25 protein-coding genes and 1 riboswitch are annotated in these 26,892 nt (G+C 66.0%); of the genes, 20 read left to right on the top strand and 5 right to left on the bottom strand.

Annotation, left to right across the window (positions count from 1 at the left end):
• Positions 1-18 precede the first annotated feature (18 nt).
• The 3 genes from AKG11_RS06230 to AKG11_RS34445 form a co-directional block, all read right to left on the bottom strand.
• Entirely contained in the window at positions 19-1,017 is a 999-nt protein-coding gene (locus AKG11_RS06230) for an ABC transporter substrate-binding protein (RefSeq protein WP_023517381.1), read from the bottom strand.
• Between the two features lie 341 nt (positions 1,018-1,358).
• Positions 1,359-1,637: a hypothetical protein gene (locus AKG11_RS34450; RefSeq protein ID WP_156032029.1), complete on the bottom strand. Its 279-nt coding sequence runs from the start codon at positions 1,635-1,637 to the stop codon at positions 1,359-1,361.
• Between the two features lie 140 nt (positions 1,638-1,777).
• The gene (locus tag AKG11_RS34445) at positions 1,778-1,921 is read right to left on the bottom strand and encodes a hypothetical protein (RefSeq protein ID WP_023517380.1); all 144 of its coding nucleotides are present in this window, start codon (positions 1,919-1,921) and stop codon (positions 1,778-1,780) included.
• Between the two features lie 246 nt (positions 1,922-2,167).
• On the opposite strand from AKG11_RS34445, the gene AKG11_RS06225 reads away from it, so the two are divergent.
• The 8 genes from AKG11_RS06225 (at position 2,168) to cobO (ending at position 13,525) form a co-directional block, all read left to right on the top strand.
• On the top strand, positions 2,168-3,628 hold the full coding sequence (locus AKG11_RS06225; protein ID WP_050743287.1) for a cobyric acid synthase: 1,461 nt from the start codon (positions 2,168-2,170) through the stop codon (positions 3,626-3,628).
• Between the two features lie 154 nt (positions 3,629-3,782).
• A complete protein-coding gene (locus AKG11_RS06220) occupies positions 3,783-5,738 on the top strand; it encodes a peptidoglycan-binding domain-containing protein (RefSeq protein ID WP_050743286.1) in 1,956 nt (651 codons plus the stop codon).
• A gap of 79 nt (positions 5,739-5,817) precedes the next feature.
• Positions 5,818-6,184, top strand: a riboswitch (cobalamin riboswitch).
• A gap of 47 nt (positions 6,185-6,231) precedes the next feature.
• Positions 6,232-6,408, top strand: a complete 177-nt coding sequence (locus AKG11_RS06215) for a CbtB domain-containing protein (protein ID WP_050743285.1) — start codon at positions 6,232-6,234, stop codon at positions 6,406-6,408.
• Positions 6,409-6,420: 12 nt separating this feature from the next.
• Complete coding sequence (locus tag AKG11_RS06210) at positions 6,421-7,215, top strand: CbtA family protein (RefSeq protein ID WP_024270879.1); 795 nt, start codon at positions 6,421-6,423, stop codon at positions 7,213-7,215.
• Position 7,216: 1 nt separating this feature from the next.
• Positions 7,217-7,741, top strand: a complete 525-nt coding sequence (gene cobU, locus AKG11_RS06205) for a bifunctional adenosylcobinamide kinase/adenosylcobinamide-phosphate guanylyltransferase (protein WP_050743284.1) — start codon at positions 7,217-7,219, stop codon at positions 7,739-7,741.
• Between the two features lie 3 nt (positions 7,742-7,744).
• The gene (gene cobW, locus AKG11_RS06200) at positions 7,745-8,794 is read left to right on the top strand and encodes a cobalamin biosynthesis protein CobW (protein ID WP_050743283.1); all 1,050 of its coding nucleotides are present in this window, start codon (positions 7,745-7,747) and stop codon (positions 8,792-8,794) included.
• Positions 8,795-9,041: 247 nt separating this feature from the next.
• Positions 9,042-12,857 (top strand): cobaltochelatase subunit CobN, encoded by a 3,816-nt coding sequence (cobN, locus tag AKG11_RS06195; RefSeq protein WP_050743282.1) that lies wholly within the window; start codon positions 9,042-9,044, stop codon positions 12,855-12,857.
• Positions 12,858-12,883: 26 nt separating this feature from the next.
• Positions 12,884-13,525 (top strand): cob(I)yrinic acid a,c-diamide adenosyltransferase, encoded by a 642-nt coding sequence (cobO, locus tag AKG11_RS06190; protein ID WP_023516634.1) that lies wholly within the window; start codon positions 12,884-12,886, stop codon positions 13,523-13,525.
• Positions 13,526-13,683: 158 nt separating this feature from the next.
• Here cobO and AKG11_RS06185 read toward each other — a convergent pair whose 3' ends face one another.
• Positions 13,684-14,469 carry a TSUP family transporter gene (locus AKG11_RS06185; protein ID WP_050743281.1) on the bottom strand — a complete coding sequence of 262 codons (786 nt, stop codon included), beginning with the start codon at positions 14,467-14,469 and terminating at the stop codon, positions 13,684-13,686.
• 157 nt (positions 14,470-14,626) lie between these two features.
• Between AKG11_RS06185 and AKG11_RS06180 the strand changes: the two genes are divergently transcribed.
• The 7 genes from AKG11_RS06180 (at position 14,627) to AKG11_RS06150 (ending at position 21,087) form a co-directional block, all read left to right on the top strand.
• Positions 14,627-15,697 carry a serine hydrolase domain-containing protein gene (locus AKG11_RS06180; RefSeq protein WP_082342349.1) on the top strand — a complete coding sequence of 357 codons (1,071 nt, stop codon included), beginning with the start codon at positions 14,627-14,629 and terminating at the stop codon, positions 15,695-15,697.
• A 199-nt stretch (positions 15,698-15,896) separates the two neighbouring features.
• A complete protein-coding gene (locus AKG11_RS06175; RefSeq protein ID WP_050743280.1) occupies positions 15,897-16,373 on the top strand; it encodes a cobalamin biosynthesis protein in 477 nt (158 codons plus the stop codon).
• The gene (gene cobA / locus AKG11_RS06170) at positions 16,373-17,215 is read left to right on the top strand and encodes a uroporphyrinogen-III C-methyltransferase (protein ID WP_050743279.1); all 843 of its coding nucleotides are present in this window, start codon (positions 16,373-16,375) and stop codon (positions 17,213-17,215) included. The genes AKG11_RS06175 and cobA overlap by 1 nt, the downstream gene beginning before the upstream one ends.
• Positions 17,212-18,519, top strand: a complete 1,308-nt coding sequence (locus AKG11_RS06165) for a cobyrinate a,c-diamide synthase (protein WP_050743278.1) — start codon at positions 17,212-17,214, stop codon at positions 18,517-18,519. The genes cobA and AKG11_RS06165 overlap by 4 nt, the downstream gene beginning before the upstream one ends.
• Entirely contained in the window at positions 18,516-19,529 is a 1,014-nt protein-coding gene (cobD, locus tag AKG11_RS06160; RefSeq protein ID WP_050743277.1) for a threonine-phosphate decarboxylase CobD, read from the top strand. Before AKG11_RS06165 ends, cobD begins: the two co-directional genes overlap by 4 nt.
• A complete protein-coding gene (gene cbiB / locus AKG11_RS06155; RefSeq protein WP_050743276.1) occupies positions 19,526-20,506 on the top strand; it encodes an adenosylcobinamide-phosphate synthase CbiB in 981 nt (326 codons plus the stop codon). The genes cobD and cbiB overlap by 4 nt, the downstream gene beginning before the upstream one ends.
• Positions 20,507-20,658: 152 nt before the next feature.
• Entirely contained in the window at positions 20,659-21,087 is a 429-nt protein-coding gene (locus tag AKG11_RS06150) for a L,D-transpeptidase (protein WP_024270883.1), read from the top strand.
• A gap of 9 nt (positions 21,088-21,096) precedes the next feature.
• Here the strand turns inward: AKG11_RS06150 and AKG11_RS06145 are convergent, their stop codons facing one another.
• Positions 21,097-21,822 carry a Crp/Fnr family transcriptional regulator gene (locus tag AKG11_RS06145; protein ID WP_023515613.1) on the bottom strand — a complete coding sequence of 242 codons (726 nt, stop codon included), beginning with the start codon at positions 21,820-21,822 and terminating at the stop codon, positions 21,097-21,099.
• Positions 21,823-22,032: 210 nt separating this feature from the next.
• Between AKG11_RS06145 and hemN the strand changes: the two genes are divergently transcribed.
• The 5 genes from hemN to AKG11_RS06120 all read left to right on the top strand — a co-directional run bounded on the left by hemN (position 22,033) and on the right by AKG11_RS06120 (position 26,882).
• A complete protein-coding gene (gene hemN / locus AKG11_RS06140; RefSeq protein ID WP_050743384.1) occupies positions 22,033-23,382 on the top strand; it encodes an oxygen-independent coproporphyrinogen III oxidase in 1,350 nt (449 codons plus the stop codon).
• 125 nt (positions 23,383-23,507) lie between these two features.
• Positions 23,508-23,792, top strand: coding sequence for an acyl carrier protein (locus AKG11_RS06135; protein ID WP_088016464.1), 285 nt, complete (start codon positions 23,508-23,510; stop codon positions 23,790-23,792).
• Positions 23,793-23,907: 115 nt separating this feature from the next.
• A complete protein-coding gene (locus AKG11_RS06130; protein ID WP_050743275.1) occupies positions 23,908-24,390 on the top strand; it encodes a 3-hydroxyacyl-ACP dehydratase FabZ family protein in 483 nt (160 codons plus the stop codon).
• Complete coding sequence (locus AKG11_RS06125; RefSeq protein ID WP_023515661.1) at positions 24,387-25,586, top strand: beta-ketoacyl-ACP synthase; 1,200 nt, start codon at positions 24,387-24,389, stop codon at positions 25,584-25,586. The genes AKG11_RS06130 and AKG11_RS06125 overlap by 4 nt, the downstream gene beginning before the upstream one ends.
• Positions 25,587-25,595: 9 nt before the next feature.
• Entirely contained in the window at positions 25,596-26,882 is a 1,287-nt protein-coding gene (locus AKG11_RS06120) for a beta-ketoacyl-ACP synthase (RefSeq protein WP_023515660.1), read from the top strand.
• Positions 26,883-26,892: the final 10 nt, after the last annotated feature.

Below are 26,892 nucleotides of genomic sequence, written 5' to 3'. Positions count from 1 at the left end.
GCTGCCGGCGGACCGTCGTCAGAGCGCGGCCTTGACCTTTTCCGCGATCTCCGGTGCGACCCACTTGGTCCACATGTCCGGATAGGTTTCGAGGAAGTGCTTTGCGGCGTCCTCGTTGGTGCCCTGGTTGGCATCCATCCAGGCAAGCACCTTGCCGACCGTGCCGTTGTCCCACTGGCGCGTCTTCATATAGTCCATGGCAACGCCGGCCTTTTCGGAGAAGGCCTTGGTCACGACGGTGAAGACGTCGGAGGTCGGATAGGAATTGACCTTCGGGTTGGGGCAGTCCGGCACGGCGGTGCAGGCATCCCAGTCGGCCTTGTTGTGCTCGACGCCGAAGGAGAGCTTGGTCATCTCGTACTTGCCGAGAATGGCGGTCGGCGCCCAGTAGTAGCCGAGCCAGCCGCTCTTCTTTTCGAAGGCGTTGGCGATCGAGCCGTCGAGGCCCGCTGCCGAGCCCGTATCGACGAGCGTGAAGCCGTCCTTGTCGGCGTCGAGTGCGCGATAGAGGTTGTCCGTCGAGACCTGGCAGTTCCAGCCCGATGGGCAATTGTGCACGGCGCCCTTGGAAGCGTCTTCCGGCGCGGGGAAGAGGTCCGGGTGTTTCAACGCATCCTGAACGGTCTTGATGTCCGGATGGGCATCGGCGAGGAATTTCGGAATCCACCAGCCTTCGACGCCGCCTTCCGAAAGCAGCGGTGCAAGCTGGATCAGGCGGCCTTCGGCGATCGCCGTGTCAAGCGGCGTGCGCACGGCATTGACCCACATTTCAGGCGCGACGTCCGGCTCGCCCTTTTCGTTCATGGAGGTAAAGGTCGGCATCGTGTCGCCGGTCACCAGCGTGACCGTGCAGCCATAGCCGTTTTCGAGGATGAGCTTGTCGACATGCGCGGCGACGCCCGCCGAGGCCCAGTTCATTTCGGCGATCGAGACCTCGCCGCATTCTGCCGCCTGGGCAGAACCGGCAAAGCCGTAAAGGCCGGCAGCAAGGATGGTGGAAGCAAGGAGCTTCTTCATGGATAAGACCTCCCAGTCTTGGATGCAGCGATCAACCCGGAGGGCAGCGCAGGTTACTGCGTTATCCCGACTGCCCGAAAGTTTTGCGACAGCCACGGGGATTCGATGCCAGGTGAGGCGAGCCAATCCCCCTGCTGCAGCGACGCCGAGCTTTTTTTGACTTGCCGGCGGAACCCTGTCACCGGCAACCTGTCTTCGTGCGTCACGAGGGGCAGCCTACGGGTTCCCATAGAGAAATCAACCTCCTGCGCGCCCGGTGGCCGCCGTCGAGCCCTTTGCCGGAGGGCAAAAGGCTGAAATACCGGCAACCCTGCGGTGGAAATTTTGGGCGTTTGCTCGCGTCAGGGCAAATGATCGAGCGCCCTTTTGCGTGGCGTGCCGCGATGGTCGCTGAAAGCGGACAAATCCTGTTCCGAACGCGCCGCTTCGGGCCTTTTGAAAATAATCGCAAAAATATTCAAAAAAGAGCGCGATTCATCTTTGCTTAAGGTCCCGATAACGGTCCGGTAAGGATGTGCCGCTATTTGTTCTCTCACGGCGGGGGACATCGCCGCCTGCTCCGGAAAGGTATTGCGTACCGGGGTGCCTGGCTCTGACGCGTATTTGTCAGATGCCGCCATGCGTATTTTGGCAAGCCGTGTATCACCGGAAGGGATGCACGGCTTTCGCCGTTCAAGGACCCTGAAAGGCAATAAAAAACGCCGCCTCCCGGAGAGAGACGGCGCCGTAGACGAGCGGACCTGACGTCACGCTCGAAAGATCAGCCGACGTTGCGCGTGCGGATGAAGCCGAGGGGACCGAGCGGAGCATCCATCACGACGTTGCGCACGCGGGACTGGCTCTGGGGGGCTTCGCCGTTCCAGGCGATCTGTACGAAATTCGGCTTGCTGAAGATGAACAGCATTGTCTTTGTCCTTGAAACCCGAAGCCACGCGCCCCGGCTGTGTGATGACGCTGATATAGGCACTCCCGGGAGCGAAAACCATGGTCGTTCACGGCGGAATATGTCGCAAAGGGAACAGCATGACAGCCATGCTCGCGGTGCATGGCGAAGCCGTGGAAGAATGCGTCGCCGGCCGGGCAGAGATTGCGGCAAGATTGCGGTAAGTCAGGGCTTTTCGGGAATGTATGGGAATGCTACGAGAGCCGCATGACCAGAACGATCATGTTGCAGGGCACCGGCTCGGATGTCGGAAAAACGGTATTGGTGGCGGGGCTTTGCCGCATTGCCGCCAACCGCGGGCTGGCGGTGCGTCCGTTCAAGCCGCAGAACATGTCGAACAATGCCGCCGTCTCGGCGGATGGCGGCGAGATCGGCCGGGCGCAATGGCTGCAGTCGCTGGCTGCCCGCGTGCCGTCCTCCGTGCACATGAACCCGGTTCTCCTGAAGCCGCAATCGGATGTCGGCAGCCAGATCATCGTGCAGGGCAGGGTGTTCGGGCAGGCGAAGGCGCGCGACTACCAGGCGCTGAAGCCGCAGCTGATGGGCGCCGTCATGGAAAGTTTCGAGACGGTCGCCGCCGGCGCCGATCTCGTCGTTGTCGAGGGTGCGGGTTCGCCGGCGGAAATCAACCTCAGGGCCGGGGACATCGCCAATATGGGCTTTGCCACGCGCGCCGGCGTGCCGGTCGTGCTGGTCGGCGATATCGATCGCGGCGGCGTCATCGCCTCGCTGGTCGGCACCCATGCCATCCTGCCGGAGGAAGACCGGCGCATGGTCACCGGTTATCTCATCAACAAGTTCCGGGGCGACGTGACGCTATTCGACAGCGGCATTGCCGAGATCGCCCGCTTCACCGGCTGGCACTGTTTCGGCGTCGTGCCGTGGCTGAGAGAGGCCGCGCGCCTGCCGGCCGAAGATTCAGTCGTGCTGGAGCGCCTCGCCAGGGGCGGTGGCGGCGCGTTGAAGGTCGCCGTGCCCGTCCTCTCGCGCATCGCCAATTTCGACGACCTCGATCCGCTCAAGGCCGAGCCGGAGGTGGACCTCGTCTTCGTGCGGCCGGGCGAGCGGCTTCCGGCCGATGCAGGCCTCGTCGTCCTGCCGGGTTCGAAATCCACCATCGCGGACCTTGCGGATTTTCGCGCCGCCGGCTGGGACCGCGACCTTGCCCTGCATATGCGCCGCGGCGGGCGGGTCATCGGCATCTGCGGCGGCTACCAGATGCTCGGCAGCCGCGTCACCGATCCGCTTGGCATCGAGGGCAGCGCGCGCGCGGTCGAGGGCCTCGGCCTGCTGGCGGTCGAGACCGAGATGGCGCCGGAAAAGACCGTGCGCAACAGCGCGGCCCGCTCCCTGCAATATGATGTGCCGCTCGAGGGCTATGAGATCCATCTCGGCCGCACCACCGGGCCGGATACGCTTCGCCCCTCTGTCCGCATCGACGGGCGGCCGGACGGTGCGGTCTCGGTCGACGGGCGGGTGATGGGCACCTATCTGCACGGCCTCCTGTCGAGCGACGCCTACCGTGCGCGGCTGCTGGCCGATTTCGGCATTGAGGGCGGCGGCTTCGATTATCGCGAGAGTGTCGATGCGGCGCTCGATGGTGTTGCGGCGGAGCTGGAGGCCGTTCTCGATCCGCACTGGCTCGACGGTCTTTTAAGCCGGGACTGATTAAACCGCCCATCTGAAACGTACAGCCATCGGGTTCCTCCGCTGCCGGCCTGCCGCACCAAAGTTGCGCCAGAATTCGGTGCGAGGAGTGACGGAAATCCGCCCGGGATCGCCGGGTGCTGGCGCCTTCGCGCGATCCGAAAGGGTGAGATACATGGGTTCTGGACCTCTCGCACGCTCCGTTCTGGTGCGGCTCGGCATTGCCGGCATCGTCGGGCTGTCGCTCGCCGGCCAGCCGGCGGCCGTCTTTGCGCAGAGCGCCACCGGCAAGGAGGCCGGCAGTGCCGGCAAGCGCTGGGAAGAGGAGTTTTCCCTCTGGCAGAAGGTCTCTGCCGGCAGCGATGTCACGCAGTATGAAGGCTATCTGAAACAGTATCCGAACGGCACCTTCGCCTCGATGGCGCGTCTGCGCATTGCCGAGTTGCAGGCCGCCGCCAAGGCGAAGCCGGTGACGGGCACGGCACAGCAGGCCGAGGCGGACGCCAAGGCGAAGGCCGACGAGGCTGCAGCGGCCGAGAAAGCGAAGGCGGAAGAACAGGCCGCAGCGGAAAAGGCCAAGGCTGAAGAAGCGGCGCGCAAGACCGCCGAGGCTGAAAAAGCAAAGGCCGACGCCGAGGCGGCCCGTTTGAAGGCCGAGGAGGACGCGCGCAAAACGGCGGAGGCGGAAAAGGCGAAGGCGGACGCGGAAGCCGCGCGCCTGAAGGCGGAAGCTGACGCGAAGAAGGCCGAAGAGGCTGCGGCGGCGCGCAAGCTTGCCGAAGAGAAGGCTGCGGCCGACGAGAAGGCGCGCGTGGAAGCCGCAGCGGCGGAGAAGGCCCAGGCCGAAGAGGCTGCGCGCCTGAAGGCGGCGGCGGATGCGAAGAAGGCCGAAGAGGCCGCAGCAGTGCGCAAGCTTGCCGAGGAAAAGGCTGCGGCCGACGAGAAGGCGCGCGCGGAAGCCGCAGCGGCGGAGAAGGCCCGGGCCGAAGAGGCCGCACGCCTGAAGGCGGAGACGGAAGAGAAGGAAGCGGCTGCCCGCAAACGCGCCGAAGAGCAGGCTGCCGAGGCCAACCGGCTGAAAGCGGAGGCCGCGGCTGCCGCCGACAAGGCCAAGGCGGAGGAAGCGGCCCGGCTGAAGGCGGAAGCCGAACGACGAAAGGCCGAAGAGACGGCCGCTGCGGAAAAGGCGCGTGCGGAAGAGGAAGCCGCGGCCCGGCGCGAAGCCGAAGCCAAGCGCGTCGAAGCGGAGAAGGCGGCTGCGGCCGAGAAGGCGCGGATCGAGGAAGAGGCCGCCGCTGCACGCAAGCTTGCCGAAGAAAAGGCGGCCGAGGTGGAGCGGCTGAAGGCGGAAGCCGCGAAGGCGGCTGCCGATGCCGAGGCGAAGGCTGCCGAGGCGGCCCGCCTTGCAGAAGAGGCTGAAAAGCGCGCCGAGGAGGCGGCCGCCGCCGAGCGTGCCGCGCAGGAGAACGACACGGCGACTGCCGCCCGTGAAAACGAAGCGCAGGGCGCCGACAGGAAGGACCGCGGCCTTGCCGTCGAGCAGGCCGACGATGCGGCCAAGCGCGAGGAAGAGACTTTCCAGAAGGCCGTGCTCGACGGCTCGGAAAAGGCTTTCCGCGCCTATCTCGACGAATATCCGGACGGCCGCTTCGTCGCCGATGCGCGCGAGCGCCTGTCGGCGCTGTCAAACACCGCCCGGCAGGAAGCAAAGCCCAGGACGGACAGCGAAACGGCGATTGTCGAGACCGAGCGCAAGGCCGAGCAGCCGATCGTCGACCGGCGCGAGGCCTATATGGAGCGCTCGACCCGCGCCCAGGCGCAGCGCTGGCTCAGCATGCTCGGCTTCAACACCTACGGCGTCGATGGCGTCTTCGGCTCGCGCACCCGTTCGGCGATCGCCGCCTGGCAGGGCTCGTCGGGCTACCGCGCCGATGGTTATCTTTCCCGCCAGCAGTACCGTGCCCTTCGGCAGGCTGCGCAATATGCCGAGGCCCGGCAGAATCGCCAGCGCCGCTACCAGCAGGACTATGACGTGCTGGAAGGCCCGGTCGATGGCTACTACGAGCGCTACTACCGCGACGACGGCTACTACAACGATGGCGGCGGTCTGGTGATCATCCCCGGCTATTGAGAATACGACGGCCGGGCGGCGGTTTCAGCACAGGTGATGACGCTGCCGGTCGATTGACTTCCCGGGGGTGGAAGCATAATCATCCAGACTATTGGATGGTTCCCGGATCCGGAAACGGATCGGGGAGTAAATGGGAATGTGACGCGGCGGACCCAATCAGGGCGCTGCAATCACGGCCGACCCCGCGACTGTAGAGTGGCGAGGGACGCCCATCCGGATGGGAGGATCTGCGGGGAGCGGGGCAATGGTGCCTTGGTTTCGCGCTGTGAGAACCAGACGGAAAAGCCACTGGGTGGCATCGCGATCAGCAGGGGTTGGACGCCTCTTCTTCTACGAATCGTCCGCCTTTTCGCGATGCCTTAGCCTGGGAAGGCGAGGGTGCCCCGCAGGCGTTTTAACGCCCGACGCTGCGAGCCAGGAGACCTGCCAGCCAATGTGAAGGACATTTCGTCCGACCTGGGGAGGTTTCCCCGCTGCCTGCACGGAGGTTGTCATGGCTGTTTCGACTACGTCTTCTGTTACCCTTTCCGCAAACGACCGTCTCGTCGCCGGTGTTTTCGCTCTTCTGCTCGGCGCCTTCCTGGTGTTCGGTGCAGGCCTTGCGAATTCCGCCGTGCTGCACGACACGGCACACGATACGCGTCACTCCTACGGCTTTCCCTGCCACTAAGGAGTTTTCGACATGATCGTTCGTTATCTCCTGGCCGCCCTGGTGGCCGGGCTGTTCTCCGGCGTGCTGATGACAGCCGCCCAGGAGGCTCGAGTCGTGCCGCTCATCCTGCATGCCGAGGAGTTCGAGGGCGGCGACGAAGCCGCACCCGCAACCGAGGGCACGACGCCGGCCACGGGCACGGAAGGCGCTGCACAGACGCAGGAGCATTCCTCGCTCGGCGCGGTCATCCTCGACATGGCCTCCGCGCTCTCGCCGGTCTCCGTCGCCTATGCCCATGAGGGCGAGGATCACGAGGAAGGCGGCATCATGTTCGGCATGAGCCGGTTCTCCGGCACGCTTTTGGCAAACCTCGTCACGGGCGCCGGTTTCGGCCTGTTGCTTGCCGGTTTCAGCCTCGTGTCCGGCCATCCGATCACGGTGGCGAACGGCGCGCTCTGGGGCGCGGCCGGCTGGCTTGCCGTGCACATGCTGCCGGCCATCGGCCTGCCGCCGGAGCTTCCGGGCTTCCCTGCCGCCGATCTCGGCGACCGCCAGGTGTGGTGGATCGCAACCGTCATCCTGTCGGCGGCCGGCCTCTACCTGCTGTTCCTCAAGCCGAACATCGTCGCCAAGGTCATCGGCATTGCGCTGATCGCGGCGCCGCAGGTCTATGGCGCCCCGCAGCCCAGCGACATTTCCAGCAACGTTCCGGCCGTGCTCGGCGCGGAGTTCGCCGTCGCTGCCCTTGCCACGACCCTGTTCTTTTGGATCGTGCTCGGCCTCTCGCTCGGCTTTGCCAACGAGAAGATCGCCAAGGCAGCCTGATATGACAGTGACATCGCCCGGAGCCGTCCTGGTTCTGGGCGGCGCGCGTTCCGGAAAATCCGCTTTTGCCGAGAGGCTGGTCGCCGAGACCGGCCTCTCGCGTCATTACATCGCCACGGGCCGCGCCTTCGACGACGAGATGCGCGAGCGCATCGCAAGGCACCGGGAGGACCGCGGCGGCGGCTGGCAGACCCATGAGGAGCCGCTGGCGCTCGCCGCGCGCATCGCTGACGTCGCCCGGGCCGACAGGGCCGTGCTCGTCGACTGCCTGACGCTGTGGGTGACGAACCTGATGCTGGAGGAGCGCGACATCGCCGCCGAATGTTCGGGCCTCCTGGAGGCTCTTCGACAGGCGCCGGGGCGGATCGTGCTCGTCTCCAACGAGGTCGGCCTCGGCATCGTGCCTGAAAACCGCATGGCGCGCGAATTCCGCGACCATGCCGGGCGGCTGCACCAGAAGGTCGCCGCCCTCGTGCCTGAAGTCTATTTTATCGCGGCCGGACTGCCGCTGAAAATGAAGGGTTGAGCCATGCTGCAACAGAAGATCCCCGCCACCGTCATCACCGGCTTCCTCGGCGCGGGCAAGACGACGCTGATCCGCAACCTCCTGCAGAATGCCGGAGGAAAACGCATCGCGCTCATCATCAACGAGTTCGGCGATCTCGGGGTCGACGGCGACGTGCTGAAGGGCTGCGGCGCGGAAGCCTGCACCGAGGACGATATCATCGAGCTGACCAACGGCTGTATCTGCTGCACCGTCGCCGACGACTTCATCCCCACCATGACGAAGCTGCTGGAGCGGGAGAACCGTCCGGACCACATCGTCATCGAGACCTCGGGCCTCGCCCTGCCGCAGCCGCTGGTCGCCGCCTTCAACTGGCCGGAAATCAAGACGCAGGTGACGGTGGACGGCGTGGTGACGGTCGTCGACAGCGCCGCCGTTGCCGCCGGCCGCTTTGCTGACGACCACGACAAGGTGGATGCGCTGCGCGTTACGGACGAGAACCTCGACCACGAAAGCCCGCTCGAGGAACTGTTCGAGGATCAGCTTACGGCCGCGGACCTCATCGTGCTCAACAAGACCGACCTGATCGATGCCGAAGGCCTCAAGGCGGTGCGCGACGAGGTCGCCTCTCGCACGGAACGCAAACCCTCGATGATCGAGGCGAAGAATGGCGAGGTCGCCGCCGCCGTACTGCTGGGCCTCGGCGTCGGCACGGAGGACGACATCGCCAACCGCAAGTCGCACCACGAGATGGAGCACGAGAACGGCGAGGAGCACGACCACGACGAGTTCGACAGTTTTGTCGTCGAGCTGCCCGCCATCGTGGATCCGGCCGCCTTCATCGAGCGTCTCAAGGGTGCCATCGCCACGCATGACGTCTTGCGCGTCAAGGGTTTTGCCGATGTGCCCGGCAAGCCGCTGCGCCTGCTCATCCAGGCCGTCGGCAGCCGTATCGACCATTATTTCGAGCGTGCCTGGGCCCCGGGCGAGGCCCGCGGTACCCGCCTCGTCGTCATCGGCCTGCATGACATGGATGAAGTTGCCGTGCGTGCGGCCATCGCCGCGGCGGTGTGAGTTCCGGCATGAGCATGCAGCAGTCCCTCCCTTCGGCGTTTCAGGTGCGGCTCGGCCTTTTTGGGCGTGCCGCGTCGATGGATCCTCGGGCCAAGCCCGGGGATGACGGAGGGGAGGAGAGGCTGCAAAGCCCATCAATCGGCGCGGCGGCGGCGATCGTTGCCCACCATCCCTGCCGTCCATCGTCATCTTCGGGCTTGACCCAAGGGACCACCGGCTCGATGTGCCGGCAGAAGGGAGGCGCGGCATGCATCTCCTTCTAGCCCAGAAAGGCACCATCGCAGACGGCCGGGAGGCGATCGACCTCGGCCAGACGCCGGGCGACATCCTCTTCCTTTCGGCCGCCGACACGGAGCTTGCCTCCATCGCCGCCGCCCACCGGGCGCGCGCGACGCAAACGCAGCTGCGGCTCGCCAGTCTCGCCACGCTCTCCCATCCGATGTCGGTGGATACCTATATCGAGCGCACGGCGCGCCACGCCAAACTCATCGTCATCCGCGCCCTCGGCGGCGCCAGCTACTTCCGCTATGTGCTGGAAGCGCTGCTTGCAACCGCTGTCGCCAATGGCATCCGGCTCGTGGCGCTGCCTGGCGACGACCGGCCGGACGAGGGTCTCGTGCCCTTCAATCGCATAGACGACGCTGACCGCCAGAGCCTCTGGGCCTATCTCAACGAGGGCGGCGCGGACAACGCGGACCGTTTCCTCGCCTATGCCGACGCGCTGGTGTTGGGCGGCAGCAAGCCGGAACCCGCAACGCCGCTGGAAAAGGCCGGCATCTGGTGGCCGGGACGGGGTGTGGTCGATATCGAGACCTGGCAGGCGCTGGCGGGTGCCGCGTGCCCCGCTTTAGAGGAGCACGCTCCCCCGACCGCTGCTATCTGCTTCTACCGCGCCTATGTCCAGAGTGGCGAGACGCGCCCGGTCGAAATGCTGATCGAAGCCTTGGCGGCCGAAGGTGTTCGGGCCCTGCCGCTCTTCGTCTCCAGTCTCAAGGAGCCCGTCTCCATCGAGACGGTCCGCGCCGCCTTCGCGGATGTCCAGCCCGAGGTGGCGCTGAACGCCACCAGCTTCGCCGTGTCCGCGCCCGGTGCCGGCCGAAAGCCGACGGTGCTCGACGAGACCGGCGCGCCGGTTCTGCAGGTCGTCTTCTCCGGCTCTTCGCGCGAGGCTTGGGAGGCATCGGGGCAGGGGCTGACGGCGCGCGATCTCGGCATGAACGTCTCCCTGCCGGAGGTCGATGGCCGCGTGCTCGCCCGTGCCGTCTCCTTCAAGGCGGCCGCACGCTATGACGAGCGCGTCGAGACGAACATTGTCAGCCTCGATCCGGTCGAGGACCGCATCCGCTTTTCCGCCCGGCTGGCCGCCGGCTGGGCGCGGTTGCGGCGGGCAGTGCCGGCGGAACGCCGCATCGCCCTCGTCATGGCGAACTATCCGAACCGCGACGGGCGCCTCGGCAACGGCGTCGGCCTCGACACGCCCGCCGGCACGCTGGAGGTCCTGCGCGCCATGGCGGCGGCGGGCTACACGGTCGACGGTCTGCCGGCCGATGGCGACGCGCTGATCGCCCACCTGATGGCCGGCCCGACCAATGCGGCGAGCGACGGGCGTGAAATCCGCGAAACGCTTTCCCTGAATCATTACAAGGCTTTCTTTGCCTCTCTTCCGACGCTGATTCAGGCGGAGATGACGGCCCGCTGGGGCGCGCCGGAGGACGATCCCTTCGTCACCGGCGATGTCTTCGCCCTGCCGCTCGCCCGTTTCGGCGAGACGCTGGTCGGCATCCAGCCGGCGCGCGGCTACAACATCGATCCGAAGGACACCTATCACTCGCCGGACCTCGTACCGCCGCACGGTTATCTCGCCTTCTACGCCTTCCTGCGCCGGCATTTTGGCGCCCATGCCATCGTGCATATGGGCAAGCACGGCAATCTCGAATGGCTGCCCGGCAAGGCGCTGGCACTGTCGGAGGCCTGCTATCCGGAGGCCGTGCTCGGCCCGGTGCCGCATCTCTATCCCTTCATCGTCAACGATCCGGGTGAGGGAACGCAGGCCAAGCGCCGCTCCGCCGCCGTCATCATCGACCACCTGACGCCGCCCTTGACCCGTGCCGAGACCTACGGCCCGCTAAAGGATCTCGAAGCGCTCGTCGACGAGTATTACGAGGCTTCCGGCGGAGATCCGCGGCGCATCAAGCTGCTGACGAAGCAGATCCTCGAGCTTGTGCGCGACATCGGCCTCGACCGCGACGCCGGCATCGCCCGCGGCGATGGCGAGGAGACGGCGCTGCAGAAGCTCGACGCCTATCTCTGCGACCTCAAGGAAATGCAGATCCGCGACGGCCTGCACGTCTTTGGCGTCTCGCCCGAGGGCCGGCTCCTGACCGACCTGACGCTGGCGCTCGCCCGCGTGCCGCGCGGCCTTGGCGAGGGCGGCGAGGCGAGCCTGCAGCGGGCGATCGCGGCGGATGCGTTTGCGATACCCCCCTCTGTCCTGCCGGGCGTCTCCCCCTCAAGAGGGGATATCCCGCGGCAAGACTTCGACCCGCTCGACTGTATCTCCTCCGACCCGTGGACCGGGCCGCGCCCGCAAATCCTCGAAGCCCAGTCCGACGCCCCATGGCGCAGCAATGGCGACACCGTGGAGCGCGTCGAGCTGCTCGCTGCAAAGCTGGTGGACGGCACGTTCCCTTGCCCGGGAAGTTGGCACGCCACCCGCGCCGTGCTCGACACGATCGAAAGCACCATCGGTCCGGCCATTGCCGCCTGCGGAGCGGCGGAGATCACGGCGCTCATGCGCGGCCTCGACGGCCGCTTCATCGAACCCGGCCCCTCGGGCGCGCCGACGCGCGGGCGGCCGGATGTGCTGCCGACCGGGCGCAATTTCTACTCCGTCGACAGCCGGGCCGTGCCGACGCCGGCGGCCTGGGAGCTTGGCAAAAAATCTGCCGAGCTGCTCGTAACCCGCTATGCGCAGGACCATGGCGAATGGCCGACCTCCTTTGGCATCACCGCCTGGGGCACCTCCAACATGCGTACCGGCGGCGACGACATTGCTCAGGCCATGGCGTTGATCGGCGTCAAGCCGACCTGGGACATGGCCTCGCGCCGCGTCACCGGCTTCGAGATCATCCCGCCCGCCATGTTGCGCCATCCGCGCGTCGACGTGACGCTGCGCATCTCCGGTTTCTTCCGCGATGCCTTCCCCGAGCAGATCGCGCTGTTCGACAGGGCCGTGCGTGCGGTCGGCGCGCTGGACGAGGACGATGCCGACAATCCGATCGCTGCGCGCATGCGGGCGGAGGCGGCAGCGCTGGCGGCGAAGGGTACGTCCGAGGACGAGGCGCTGAAGCAGGCCGGTTTCCGCATCTTCGGCGCGAAATCCGGCGGCTACGGCGCCGGCCTCCAGACGATGATGGACGAGGGGCTGTGGACGGAGCGCGGCGACCTTGCCGAAGCCTGGCTCGCCTGGGGCGCGCATGCCTATGACGGGACGAGCGACGGCGTGCCGATGCGCGAGCGGCTGGAGGCACGCATGAAGAGCCTTGAGGCCGTCGTGCAGAACCAGGACAGCCGCGAGCACGACCTGCTCGACAGCGATGAATACTACCAGTTCGAGGGCGGCATGGCGGCTGCAGCGGAGCATCTCTCCGGCAGGCAGCCCGTCATCTACCACAACGACCTGTCGCGGCCCGAAAAGCCTGTCGTGCGCACGCTGGAGGATGAGATCGGCCGCGTCGTGCGCGCCCGTGTCGTCAATCCCAAATGGATCGACGGCGTCATGCGCCATGGCTACAAGGGGGCCTTCGAGATTGCCGCGACGGTCGATTTCATGTTCGCCTTCGCCGCGACGACCGGTGCGGTGAAGGACCACCATTTCGAGGCGGCCTACCAGGCCTATGTGCTGGACGAGCGGGTGCGCGATTTCCTCATGGAGAAGAACCCGGCGGCGCTTGCCGAACTGGCGGCGCGGTTTGCCGAGGCGATCGACCGGGGCTTGTGGACGCCGCGCTCCAATTCCGCGCGCTTCGACCTGGACATGCTCGGCGCGCGCAAGGCCTCCTGATTGCGAATGAGACGAAGGGAAGAACGATGAGCGACAACCACGACGAAACCGCCGGCATGAGCGAAGCCGAGCTTGCCCGCCACTCGGAGAAGATGGCGAAGAAAAAACAGGCGCGCGAAAAGATCATGGCGACCAAGACGGACGAGAAGGGTCTCGTCATCGTCCACACCGGCAAGGGCAAGGGCAAGTCCACTGCCGGCTTCGGCATGATCTTCCGCCATATCGCGCACAAGAAGCCCTGTGCCGTCGTGCAGTTCATCAAGGGCGCCATGGTGACGGGCGAGCGCGATCTCATCGAGGCGCATTTCTCCGATCTCTGCCAGTTCTTCACGCTGGGCGAGGGCTTTACCTGGGAAACGCAGGACCGCGCGCGCGATGTCGCAATGGCCGAGAAGGCCTGGGAGAAGGCGAAGGAGCTGATCCGCGACGAGCGCAACTCGATGGTGCTGCTCGACGAGATCAATATCGCGCTGCGCTATGATTACATCGACGTCAACGAGGTGATTGCGTTCCTGAAGACGGAGAAGCCCTACATGACGCATGTCGTTTTGACGGGCCGCAACGCCAAGGAAGAGCTGATCGAGATCGCCGACCTTGCTACCGAGATGGAGCTGCTGAAGCACCCCTTCCGCGCCGGCATCAAGGCGCAGCAGGGCGTGGAGTACTAAACCCCGGGGGCGTTGCCCCATCCTCCGGTGCCGAGACCGTCTCCCCGCAGGCGGGGAGACGCGGGAAAACGACGCGCAGATCGTTCCTCGCCTTGCTTGCGGGGAGAGGATGCCGGCAGGCAGGTGATGGACTTTGGTTGGTCGCTCGCCTTTTGGAATCACCACCCCAGCCAGACGCGGAGCGGATGGCTGGGATCGGCCATCAGGCGGATAGCAAGCGTAATCGAGGTGACGACGAGCAGCGGCTTGATGATCTTCGCGCCGACCCTCATCGCGACGCGCGAGCCCGCCTGTGCGCCGAGGAACTGTCCGACGCCCATCACGAGGCCGACCTTCCACAGGACAACGCCATAGGCGAGGAACACGGCGAAGGCGCCGACATTCGAGCCGAAATTCAGGAGCTTGGTGTGTGCCGTCGCCTTCAGCACGCCAAAACCCGCCAGCGTCACGAAGGCCAGCATGAAGAACGAGCCGGTGCCCGGGCCGAACACGCCGTCGTAGAAGCCGATCGCCGGCACGATGGTGGCGGTGAACAGGAAAACGCTCATGCGGCGGTGTTTGTCGACATCGCCGATATTCGGCTTCAGCCCGAAATAGACGGCGATGGCCACCAGCAGGAAGGGCAGGATCGCCTTCAGCACGTCGCCGGGCACCACGGTGGCGAGCAGGGCGCCGAAGGCCGATCCCACCGCCGAGACCACGGCCATCGGCATCTGTTCGCGAAGCCGGACATGGCCGGCGCGGGCATAGGCGAGCGTCGCCGAGCCGGAGCCGAAGAGGGATTGCAGCTTGTTCGTGCCGAGCGTTTCGAGCGGCGGGATGCCGGCGATCAGCATGGCCGGAATGGTGATCATGCCGCCGCCACCGGCGATGGAATCGATGAAACCGGCAAGGAAAGCAGCGAAGAACAGGAAGACGAGGATATGAAGGGCGATGTCGGCCAAGGCGGGACTCGGACTATGCGAGGAGAGGATTTTCCGCACTTCTGTCAGACTGCGCCGCAAAAGCAAAGCCCAGGGTGCCCGCAAGCCGAGAAGGCGCTTGCGCCGGCCATGCAAGACGGGTCAAACAGGCTTAATGGCACCACGAGGAGAGGTGAGGATGAGCAAGGGTCTGGACACGGGCAGCGAATGGGAGCGGGCGTCCGCCGCGGAGCAGGGCTTCGATCCGCGCCTCGAACGCAAGCTGCTCGCCGGTATCGAAGCCGGCCTCATCCGCGACGTGCATGCGGTACTGGTCAGCCGGCGCGGCAAGCTGGTGCTGGAGCACTATCGCACCGCGGTCGACGAAAGCTGGGGCATGCCACTTGGCACGGTCGCCTTCGATGCCACGACGCTGCACGATCTGCGGTCGGTGACGAAGAGCGTGGTGGGGCTGCTCTACGGCATCGCGCTCGACCGGGGTCTCGTCCCGCCGCCGCAGGCGCCGCTTCTGGCGCAGTTTCCGGACTATCCGGATCTTGCCGCGGACCCGGCCCGCGCGGACCTGACGATCGGTCATGCGCTGACCATGACGCTGGGGCTGGACTGGGACGAGTACCGCTCCTACGCCGATCCGCTGAACAGCGAGATCGCCATGGAGAACGCCCCGGATCGCTATCGCTTCGTGCTGGAGCGGGCGGTGCTGCAGGCGCCCGGCACGCACTGGGTCTATTCCGGCGGGGCAACCGCGCTGGTTGGGGCGATCATCGAGCGGGGCAGCGGCCAGCGGATCGAGGATTTCGCCCGAGAGGCCTTGTTTGCGCCGCTCGGCATTTCACGGTTCGAGTGGCTGAGCGGGGCGGACGGCGTCGCTTCGCCGGCCTCCGGCCTTCGCCTTTCCGCGCCGGATCTTCTGCGCATCGGCCGCCTCGTATTGGAGGGCGGGCGTATCGACGGGCGGCAGGTCGTGTCGAAAGGCTGGCTCGACGTGTCGCTGGCGCGGGCCGTTTCGACTGACGACGGGCTCGACTACGGCCACTTCTGGTTTCTCGGCGCGGCACCGGTGCCGGCCTTCGGCGCGGAGCGGCCGTGGATGGCCGGTTTCGGCAATGGCGGCCAGCGGCTCTGGGTGATGCCGGAGGCGGATCTTGCCTGCGTCATCTTCTCCGGCAACTACAATGCGCCGGACGCCTGGGTGTCGCCGACACGCCTGTGGCGGGAGATCGTGCTCGCCAATCTCGTCTCTGCATGAGGCGTGGCGCAACCGGTGCGGATCATGCCGCAATCCGGTTTGACCGGCTTCCCGCCCTCCGGTACTAAGAAACCAGCGACGGTGCCCGCGGGGCGGGCCGAGCGGTGTCCGGTGCGGCTGACCCAGAGGGGCTTCATCCGGAACTGTCGGTGGACGGCAAGGCCGGGTCCTTTCGCGTGGAATTTTGCGAGAGACCGTCATGCGCGCTGAGGCCCCATCTCCTGACACCGGACGACGTATGCTCGTCCTCGGCCTCGGCTGCGAACGCGGTACGCCGCCGGCGGAACTCCTCGATCTTGCCCTGTCCGTCATCCCTATCCCCGGTGATGTCGCCTTCGTCGCGACGCTGGATGCCCGCGCGGAGGAACCGGCCATGCATGCCGTCGCCCGGCATTTTGCCGTTCCGCTCGTCACTTTTCCGGCGGCTCGGCTGGAAGCGGAGACAGCCCGTCTTGCCAATCCCTCGGAGCGTGTCTTCGCCATCACCGGCTGCCACGGCGTTGCGGAGGCGGCGGCGCTGGCGCTGGCCGGCGGCAGCGGCAGGCTCGTCGTGGAGAAGACGAAATCGGCCCATGCCACCGTGGCGATCGCCGAATCTTTCCAGTCGCTTGCGGCGCTTTCCTTCGGGATTGAGTCCGCGCCTTCGCATTCTGATTCAAGTCGGGAACCCGCCTGATGCAAACCCTTTTCGCCGCCCTCCCGCCCATGGAAAAGGGCAGTGTCTGGCTCGTCGGTGCCGGCCCGGGCGATCCTGGCCTTCTGACCCTGCATGCCGCCAACGCGCTCCAGCAGGCGGATGTCATCGTGCATGACGCGCTGGTCAATGCCGAGTGCCTGTCGCTCGCCCGGCCGGGCGCCGTACTGGAATTTGCCGGCAAGCGCGGCGGCAAGCCCTCGCACAAGCAGCGGGACATTTCGCTGCGGCTCGTGGAGCTGGCGCGCGCCGGCAACCGCGTGCTGCGGCTGAAGGGGGGCGATCCCTTCGTCTTCGGTCGGGGCGGCGAGGAGGCACTGACCCTCATCGAACATGGCGTTCCGTTCCGCATCGTGCCGGGCATTACGGCCGGCATCGGCGGCCTTGCCTATGCGGGCATTCCGGTAACGCACCGCGAGGTCAACCACGCCGTCACCTTCCTCACCGGCCATGATTCTTCCGGCCTCGTGCCGGACCGCATCAACTGGGAGGGCATCGCCAAGGGCTCGCCGGTCATCGTCATGTACATGGCGATGAAGCATATCGGCCAGATCGCCGCCAATCTCATCGCCGCAGGCCGCGCGCCGGAGGAACCCGTCGCCTTAGTCTGCAATGCCGCGACCGCCCAGCAGCAGGTGCTGGAGACGACGCTTGCGCGCGCGGAGGTCGATGTCACAGCGGCCGGTCTTGAGCCGCCGGCCATCGTCGTCGTCGGCGAGGTGGTGCGCCTGCGCGCCTCGCTCGACTGGCTCGGTGCGCTGACGGAGGGGCGCGTTCTGGCGCCCGATCCGTTCGGCTCCCGTGGACTGAAGGACCCGGCATGAGCGGATTGCTCATTGCTGCGCCCGCGTCCGGCTCCGGCAAGACGACGGTGACGCTGGGGCTCGCGCGTGCCCTTGCCGATGCGGGCCTTGGCCTCGTTTCCGGCAAAGCGGGGCCGGATTACATCGATCCGGCTTTTCACGCAGCCGCCAGCCGCAAGGCCTGTCTCAACTACGATCCCTGGGCGATGCGGCCGGGCCTCATCCGCGCCAATGCCGCTGAGCAGGCCGGTGCGGGGGATTTCCTGCTTGTCGAGGCGATGATGGGCCTCTTCGACGCCGCCGCCGACGGCACCGGCGCACCGGCAGACCTTGCGGCGACACTTGGCCTGCCTGTCGTGCTCGTCGTCGACTGCAGCCGCATGTCCCAGTCCGTCGCCGCGCTGGTGAAGGGGTATCGCGATTATCGCAGCGATATCCACCTTGTCGGTGTCATCCTCAACAAGATTGGCAGTTTGCGGCACGAGGCCATGCTGCGCGGCGCGCTGGAGGCCAGTGGCATCGAGATCTTCGGCGTGCTGGAGCGTGATCCGCTTCTTGCCTTGCCGGAGCGGCATCTCGGCCTCGTGCAGGCCGGCGAGCATGGCATGCTGGAGAATTTCATCGCCCATGCGGCCACGGTGGTGACGCGGTGCTGCAATCTGGAGCGCCTGATTGCGGTTGCCGCACGGCAGGAAAGGGGGCGGCCGGAGACGGCCGTGCCACGCTTGCCGCCGCTCGGCCAGCGCATTGCGATCGCCCGCGACGTCGCCTTCGCCTTCACCTACGAGCACCTCCTGATGGGCTGGCGCATGGCGGGAGCGAGCCTTTCCTTCTTTTCGCCGCTGGCTGACGAAGCGCCGGCGGTTGACGCGGATGCCGTCTATCTGCCCGGCGGTTACCCGGAACTGCACGGGGCTGCTCTTGCCAATGCGGATGTCTTCCGTCTAGGCATGCAGGCGGCAGCGCGCCTGGGGGCGCGCATCTATGGCGAATGCGGGGGCTACATGGCGTTGGGGGAGGCTCTGGTTGCGGCGGACGGATCCCGCCATGGCATGCTCGGCCTCCTGCCGCTCGTCACCAGCTTTGCCGAACGTCGGCGTCATCTCGGCTACCGCCGCGTGGTGCCGCTTGCCGGCTCGGGATTTTCAGCACCGATGACCGCCCACGAATTCCACTACTCGACCGTCGCCAGCGAAGGTGCGGCGGAGCGCCTCTTTTCCGTCACGGACGCGATCGGCGAGGATCTCGGCGAGGCGGGCCTGCGTCGCGGAAGCGTCAGTGGCTCCTATATGCACCTCATCGATCTCGCACCGGAGGCGGCATGACCGCGCCGCGTATCGTTCATGGCGGCGGCATCGCCGCTGCCGCCGGCCGTTTCGGCGGCCGGCCGGAGGACTGGCTGGATCTTTCGACCGGTATCAACCCCAATCCGGCAACCCTGCCCGAAGTGGATGTTGCCGCCTGGCACCGGTTGCCGGATCGCCACCGCCAGGACGCGACCCGTGCCGCCGCCGCCCGCTATTATGGCGCATCGGGCGCGCTGCCCTTTCCCGTGCCGGGAACGCAGTCCGTCATCCAGCTGCTGCCGCGGTTCGTCGCTGCCGGCCGGCGTGCCGCCGTCATCTCGCCGACCTATGGCGAATATGCCCGCGTGCTGGAAAATACCGGCGTGGCGGTGGACCGCGTCGCCGGCCTTGATGCGGTGAGCGATGCCCATGGCCTGGTCGTCGTCGTCAATCCGAACAATCCGGACGGCCGGCTGTTTTCGCCCGACGCGTTGCTCGACCTTCACCGGCGCATCGCCGGCCGCGGCGGCCTTCTTGTCGTCGATGAGGCTTTCGCCGACATGCGTCCCGAAGCCGCCGTCGCGCCGCTCGCCGGCGATGGCATGCCGGGCCTTCTCGTCTTCCGGTCCTTCGGCAAGTTCTTCGGCCTTGCTGGCCTGCGCCTTGGTTTCGTGATCGGCGAAACATCGATCGTCGAGCGGATCGAGGACGGTCTAGGTCCCTGGGCCGTGTCGGGCCCGGCACTCACCATCGCCACCGGCCTGATGACCGCCGACACGGCCGCCATTCGCCGGTCAATCGAGGCGCGCAAGGCCGCGCTTGATGCGGTCCTTGCCGATGCGGACCTTTCTGTTGTCGGCGGCACCGGCCTGTTCTCGCTGGTCGACCATATGGATGCGGCGGGCCTCCAGGAAGGGCTCTGCCGCCAGCACATCCTCGTGCGCCCCTTCGACTACAATCCGCGCTGGCTGCGCTTCGGTCTTGCGCCTGATGCGGCCTCGGATGCCCGGCTGGCGGCGGCGCTGGCGGCGGTGATGGCCGGACGATGAGCGAAACGCTTCTCCTGCTTCTGCTGGCGCTGTTGCTCGACCGCGTCGTCGGCGATCCGGACTGGCTGTGGCGGCGCGTGCCGCACCCGGTCGTGCTGTTCGGCTGGGCGATCGGGCTGATGGACAAGCTCTTCAACGGCAAGCGCCTCTCAGCGGAAACCAAGCGCTTCAACGGTGCCGTCTGCATCGCCGTGCTGCTTGCCGCCAGTGCGCTTTCCGGTTTCGTGGTGCACCAGCTGCTCGCACCGCTCGGCATTTTCGGCGCCCTCGTGGAAATCGTCATCGTCGCGATCTTCCTCGCGCAGAAGAGCCTTTACGGTCATGTGCGTGCCGTCTCCAGCGGCCTGAAGCGTGACGGTCTTGCGGGCGGGCGGCAGGCCGTGTCGATGATCGTCGGCCGCGACCCGGCGACGCTCGACGAGCCGGCCATCTGCCGTGCCGGCATCGAAAGCCTGGCGGAGAATTTTTCCGATGGCGTCGTCGCTCCGGCGCTCTGGTATGCGCTTCTCGGCCTGCCGGGCCTGTTCGCCTACAAGATGCTTAACACCGCCGATTCGATGATCGGCCACAAGAACGCGAAATACCTCGATTTCGGCAGGGCTTCCGCCCGGCTGGACGATTTCGCCAACTGGCCCGCCGCACGGTTCTCCATCTTCCTTATCGCTGTGGGTGCCTGGGCGGTGAAGGGCAGGGCGGCGGCGCGCCATGCGGCCGGCACGGCGCTGCGCGACGCCGGCCTCCATCGCTCGCCGAATTCCGGCTGGCCGGAAGCGGCCATGGCCGGGGCGCTCGGCATCGGCCTTGCCGGCCCGCGCATCTATGGCGGCACACGCGTCGACGAACCGATGATGAATGCCAGCGGGCGCACCGTGGCGACAGTCGCCGATATCGATCTGTCCCTGCGGATATTCTCCGGCGCCTGCGCCGCACTCGCTGCTGCTGTATTGCTGGCGATGCTTCTTGTCGCTTTGCTGTGAGCGCGCTGCACAGCGTTTGATAAAATTTTACGCCTTAACTTCGTTTTCTTTTCTTCACCCCCGTCAATATTGTGGAAGTCTGAAACGTCTATATTCTGTCTCGCTGTGAGACATGGCGTGGAAGCCGTGCGCAATCGAATAGAGGGGAAGTCATGCGTATCTTGTTTGCGACCGCAGTCGCATTCCTTCTTGTATTGTTCCAGACCCAGACCGCTCTGTCTGCCAACCTTATCGCCCAGATCAGTCTTTCTTCGCAGACCATGGTCGTTACTCAGAACGGCGCGGTGAAGTATCGCTGGCGCGTCTCGACCGGCCGCAAGGGGTACGGCACGCCGACGGGAGCCTGGTCGGCGAAGTGGGCCTCGCGCAACCATCGCTCGCGCAAGTACAACAACGCGCCGATGCCCTATGCGATCTTCTTCAAGGGCGGATATGCGGTTCATGCGACCTACGAGACGAAGCGCCTCGGTCGTCCCGCGTCGCATGGTTGTGTACGCCTCCACCCGAACAATGCGGCGACCTTCTTCCAGATGGCCAATCGCCACGGGCTGTCCAACACACGCATCGTCATCACGCGTTGAGCATTTTGCTCAATCGTTGCCGGCGTAGCGCATCAGCCGGTCCATGTCGGGAACGGTGACATGGCGGTTGTTCTCGATGCGGATGACGTTTTCCTTGCGCAGCTTGGTGAACTGCCGGCTGACGGTCTCGATCGTCAGCCCGAGGAAATCGGCGATGTCGGCGCGTGAGAGCGGCAGGTCGAAGGTCGACATGTCGACGCATTCCGGGTCGATATGGGTGGCGATGAGGTAGAGGAAGCTTGCCACCTTCTCCTGCGCCGTCTTGCGGCCGAGGGTCAGCATCCAGTCGCGGGCTTCGTCCAGTTCCTTCAGCGCCTGCCGGTGCAGCTTGTGTTCCAGTTCCGGCGTCTTCTTGACGAGACGGTCGAGCACATGGCGGGGGAAGTTGCACACTTCGCTTTCCGTCGCCGCTTCCGCGGTGATGGCGCTTTCCTCAAGGAAGGGCCGGCCGAGGAAATCGGGGGCGAATTGCAGGCCGACGATCTGCTGGCGGCCGTCCGCCATGACCTTGGTCAGCTTCACGACGCCGCGCATGATGTTGGAATAGTTCACCACCGTCTCGCCCTGGCCGATGACTTCGGCGCCGGTGTCCAGGCGGTTGCGGAACGAGTGCTTGTTGAGTTCGGAAAGCTGCTCGGAGGTCAGCGCGCCGCACACGCCGCCATGGCGGGCCTCGCAGGCACGGCATACGACCGGAATATCGGAGTTATGGATATCTTGGCGGCGAATTTCCATATCGGCTTTCCTTTCGCCCGGCGGGTGCTGCGGCGCAATAATGCCGTGCTACCGCACGTGGTTCTGAACATAAAGCGTGCCGCCTAGCGGCAAAATAGCGCTTCCTGACTATTGTCAAATCCTAGCGCACTCATTCCGGCTTTCACTTGATCAAAATCAAATGGCGACGGCCATTTCGTGTTTATTTGCTATGTGAGCAAGGAGATGACCATGCAGCACACCCTCGTAGAACGCCTTTCGTCGCCGGTTCCCCGCTATACGAGCTATCCGACCGCGCCGCATTTCGACGAAAGCATCGGACCGGACGTCTATGCCGGGTGGCTGGGGCGCCTTACGGCAGAGAATCGCCTCTCGCTCTACGCCCACATTCCCTATTGCGACCGGCTGTGCTGGTTCTGCGCCTGCCACACCAAGCAGACGCTGCGCTATGAACCCGTCGAAGCCTACCTCAAGGGGCTGCATGCGGAGATTGCCGCCATCGGAGGACGCGTGTCACGGGAGGTCCCCGTCACGGCGCTGCATTTCGGCGGCGGTTCGCCGACCCTCCTGCGGCCGGATGACATGCGGACGCTGAAGACCTGTCTGGAGGCGAGTTTTTCCTTCGCGACGGATGCGGAAATCTCCGTAGAGATGGATCCGAACGATCTCGATGACGCCAGGCACGATGCGCTGGCCGATATCGGCATGACCCGCGCCAGCCTCGGCATCCAGGATTTCGACCCCACGGTGCAGAAGGCGATCAACCGCATCCAGACTTTCGAGCAGACCCGCGGCGTGGTGGAGGCCGCACGGGCGCGAAACGTGCGCTCGGTCAATTGCGACATCCTCTACGGCCTGCCGCACCAGACGCTGGAGACGCTGGCCGAGACGGTTCGCGCGGTCCTGTCGCTTGCGCCCGACCGTATCGCGCTCTTCGGCTATGCCCATGTGCCATGGATGAAGAAGCACCAGACGATGATCGACGAGGCGGCGCTGCCGGGCGTGGTCGCGCGGTTCGAGCAGATGGCGCTTGCGGCCGACATGCTGGTCTCGGCCGGCTATGAGGCGATCGGCATCGATCATTTCGCGCTTCCCGCCGACGGGCTCGCCGTGGCGGCGCGGCAGGGCACGCTCCGGCGCAATTTCCAGGGCTATACCGACGACCAGGCGGACGCGCTGGTCGGGCTCGGTGCATCGTCGATCGGCCAGCTTCCCGAAGGTTACGTGCAGAACATGCCGGCGACGGGCGAATACCTGCGCCGGGTGGAGGAGGGTGGCCTTGCCGCCGTCCGCGGGTACGCGCTGACCGGGGAGGACCGCGCCCGCGCCTTCGTGATCGAGAAGATCATGTGCGATTTCGGCTTTTCCTTCACGGCGCTTGCCGCAAGCCATCCCGCCTTCTCCGGCATCATCCGGGCCGAGGCGATCGGTTTTGCCGCTGCCGACCGGGACGGGCTTGCCCGCATCGACGGCGACCGTTTCGTGCTCACCGCGGCAGGGCGACCCTTCGCCCGCACCGTCGCTGCGGTCTTCGATGCGCATCTGGCGAGCGGACGCGGGCGGCATTCCATCGCGGTCTGACCGGCGGCCCGTGGCCATGCTGTTTGCGCAACACAGCATCGCCGACTGCGCAGGGCCCTCATCAAACCCATTGGCAATTGCGTCTTATTTCCATATAGGATCGCCCGACTATAGATTCATGAGGTATGGGCGTGACTGCTACATTCGACAAGGTTGCCGACATCATTGCTGAGACGAGCGAGATCGATCGCGAGACGATCACGCCGGACAGCCACACGATCGACGATCTCGGCATCGACAGCCTCGACTTCCTCGACATCGTCTTTGCGATCGACAAGGAATTCGGCATCAAGATCCCGCTGGAACAGTGGACCCAGGACGTCAACGAGGGCAAGGTCGCGACGGAAGAGTATTTCGTCCTGAAGAACCTCTGCGCCAAGATCGACGAACTGCGGGCTGCCAAGGCCTGAGGTAACAGCGCCGGCCGGTTTGCGGCCGTGTTCCTGACGATCCCGGTGCTTGTGGTGCACGGCCTGCCGTTTCCGGCAGGCCTTTCGATTTCCGGAACCTGCCGGAGGTATCCCGATGCTGCTCGAATATTTCCAGATGATCGATCGCGTGGAGGCCGTTGACGGCGCGCGCCGCGTGTTGAAGGCCCGCTCGGTCGTGCCGGCGAAGAGCCCCGTTTTTGAAGGCCATTTTCCCGGCATGCCGCTCGTTCCGGGCGTGCTGCTCATCGAGACGATGGCGCAGGCCTCCGGCTTCCTCGTGCTGGCTGCGACGGATTTTGCCGCCATGCCCTTCCTGATGACCGTCGACGGCGCGAAGATGCGCACCTTCGTCGAGCCGGATGCCGTGCTCGACATCGAGGCGGTACTGGAGCATGACGGGTCGGGTTATGCCGTGACCAAGGCGAAGATCACGTCCTCGGGCAAGAAAGTCTGCGATGCGCAATTGAAGCTGCGCACCATGCCGTTTGCCGAGGTGCCGCTCGCCGATATCGTGCGCAAGCGCGCCGTCGAGGTGGGTTTGTTCGAGGCGCTCGAAGCGTCTGCGGAAGGGAAATGAGCATGGCGAACAACGATGTGGTCATCACGGGCGTCGGCATCGTCACCTGCCAGGGTGTCGGCGCCGCGGCGCATGTGGAAATCCTTGGTGGCGCGAGCGCGCCGGCGCTGAAGATCGAGACAGAGCGTTTTGCGCCCTATCCGGTGCATCCGATGCCCGAGATCGACTGGAACCAGCAGATCCCCAAGCGCGGCGACCAGCGCCAGATGGAGAACTGGCAGCGCCTCGGCGTCTTCACCGCCGGCCTCGCGCTCGACGATGCCGGTTTCAAGGACGATGCGGATGCCTGCGGCACGATGGATATGATCGTTGCGGCCGGCGGCGGCGAGCGCGACATCGCGGTGGATTCGCTGATCGTCGACGAAGGCCTCAAGCGCAATGACCGCGAGCATCTGCTCAACGAGAAGCTGACGACCGAACTGCGCCCGACACTCTTCCTTGCCCAGCTGTCCAACCTGCTCGCCGGCAATATCTCCATCGTGCACAAGGTCACCGGTTCCTCCCGCACCTTCATGGGCGAGGAGGCGGCTGGCATTTCCGCCATCGAGACCGCTTTCCACCGCATCCGCTCCGGCCAGTCGACGCATACGCTCGTCGGCAGTGCGCTGGTGGCCGAGCGGCAGGATGTCATCATGCTCTACGAGGCCATGCAGGCGCATGCGACGGGCGGCTGGACGCCGCTCTGGTCGCGCGATGAAGCGGCTGGCGGTGGCATCATCACCGGCACGGCCGCGGCCTTCCTCGTTCTGGAATCGCGTGCCCACGCCGAGGCGCGCGGTGCGCGCATCTATGCGACCATCGACGCCATCGGCGGCGATCGCGGCTCGCGGGACGAGGGCCGGCTGGAAGCCCGCCTCGAGCGCTTGGCCGACGGGGCTTCGGCCGGTGCCGAGACCTTGGTCTTCTCCGGCGCTTCCGGCCAGCACGGCCCGACGGCGCGTGAAAAGGCCTGGCTCGACACGCGTTTTGCCGGCAGCCCGGTGCGCGGCTTCAGCGCGGTCACCGGCCAGGCGCTGGAAGCGCAGTTTCCGCTCGGCCTTGCCATTGCCGCCCTGACGCTCGGCGCGGGTGTCAAGGTCGCGCCGTTCGATACGAAGGCCGAGACCGTGATGACCGAAGCGGCAAAAAGCGCCGTCGTCACCACGGTCGGCCATGCCCGCGGCGAAGGCGTCGCAATCCTTGTCGCAGAGAAGTAGGAGCCGGCCATGACGAATGCCGCTTACAGGGATCATCTCGGCCGCCCGATCGTCGCCGTCACCGGCATGGGCGTCATCACCTCGCTGGGGCAGGGCCTCAAGGACAACTGGACGGCGCTCGTCGGTGGGGTGTCCGGCATCCATGGCATCACGCGCTTCCCGGTGGACGGGCTCAACACCCGCATTTCCGGCACGGTGGATTTCATCGACCTGCCCGTCGAAAATCCGGTCGAGCGCTCCTACGCCTATGCCCGCGAGACGACGGACGAGGCACTGGCACAGGCCGGCCTTTCCGGCGAATTCGGCGGTCCGCTCTTCCTCGCCGCTCCCCCGATCGAACCGGACTGGCGCGACCGTTTTGCGCTCGCCGACCGCGCTCCGCCGTCCGAGCGTCCGGGCGATGCCTATGACCGCTTCCTTTCGGCCTTGCGCGAGAAGGCCGAACCTGCCCTGCATGAGGCCTGGGCCTTTGGCTCGATCTCCGAGCGGCTCGCGGATCGTTTCGGTACGCGCGGGCTGCCCGTCACGTTGTCTACCGCCTGTGCCTCCGGCGCCACTGCCATCCAGCTCGGCGTCGAGGCGATCCGCCAGGGTCGTACCGACCGGGCACTGACCGTTGGCACCGACGGCTCGGTGACCGCCGAGGCGCTGATCCGCTTTGCGCTTCTCTCCGCGCTTTCCACACAGAACGACCCGCCGACCAGGGCCTCAAAGCCCTTCAGCAAGGACCGCGATGGTTTCGTCATCGCCGAGGGCGCGGCGACGCTCGTGCTGGAATCGCTGGAATCGGCCATTGCCCGCGGCGCGAAGGTGCTCGGCATCCTCAAGGGGTGCGGCGAGAAGGCGGACCATTTCCACCGCACCCGTTCCTCGCCGGATGGCGGCCCCGCCATCGCGACGATCCGTGCTGCGCTGGAAGACGCCGGCATCGACGAGAGCGGCATCGGCTATATCAATGCCCACGGCACCTCGACGCCGGAAAACGACAAGATGGAATATCTCTCCATGTCGACGGTCTTTGGCGACAAGCTGGCGAACATCCCGGTCTCCTCCAACAAGTCGATGATCGGCCATACGCTGACGGCGGCCGGCGCGGTCGAGGCGGTGTTCTCGATCCAGACCATGCTGACCGGGACCCTGCCGCCGACCATCAACTACACGAACCCCGACCCGGCGATCGTGCTCGACGTCGTGCCGAACGTGAAGCGCGATGCGCGCGTTTCCGCGGTCCTCTCCAACTCCTTCGGCTTCGGCGGCCAGAACGCCAGCCTCGTCATGACGGCCGAACCCGCCTGATAGGAATCTT

The organism is Shinella sp. SUS2, assembly GCF_001262505.1.
GTDB lineage: Bacteria > Pseudomonadota > Alphaproteobacteria > Rhizobiales > Rhizobiaceae > Shinella.
Note: the sequence above shows the minus strand (reverse complement) of the source record. Positions and strands in the feature narration are given on the sequence as shown.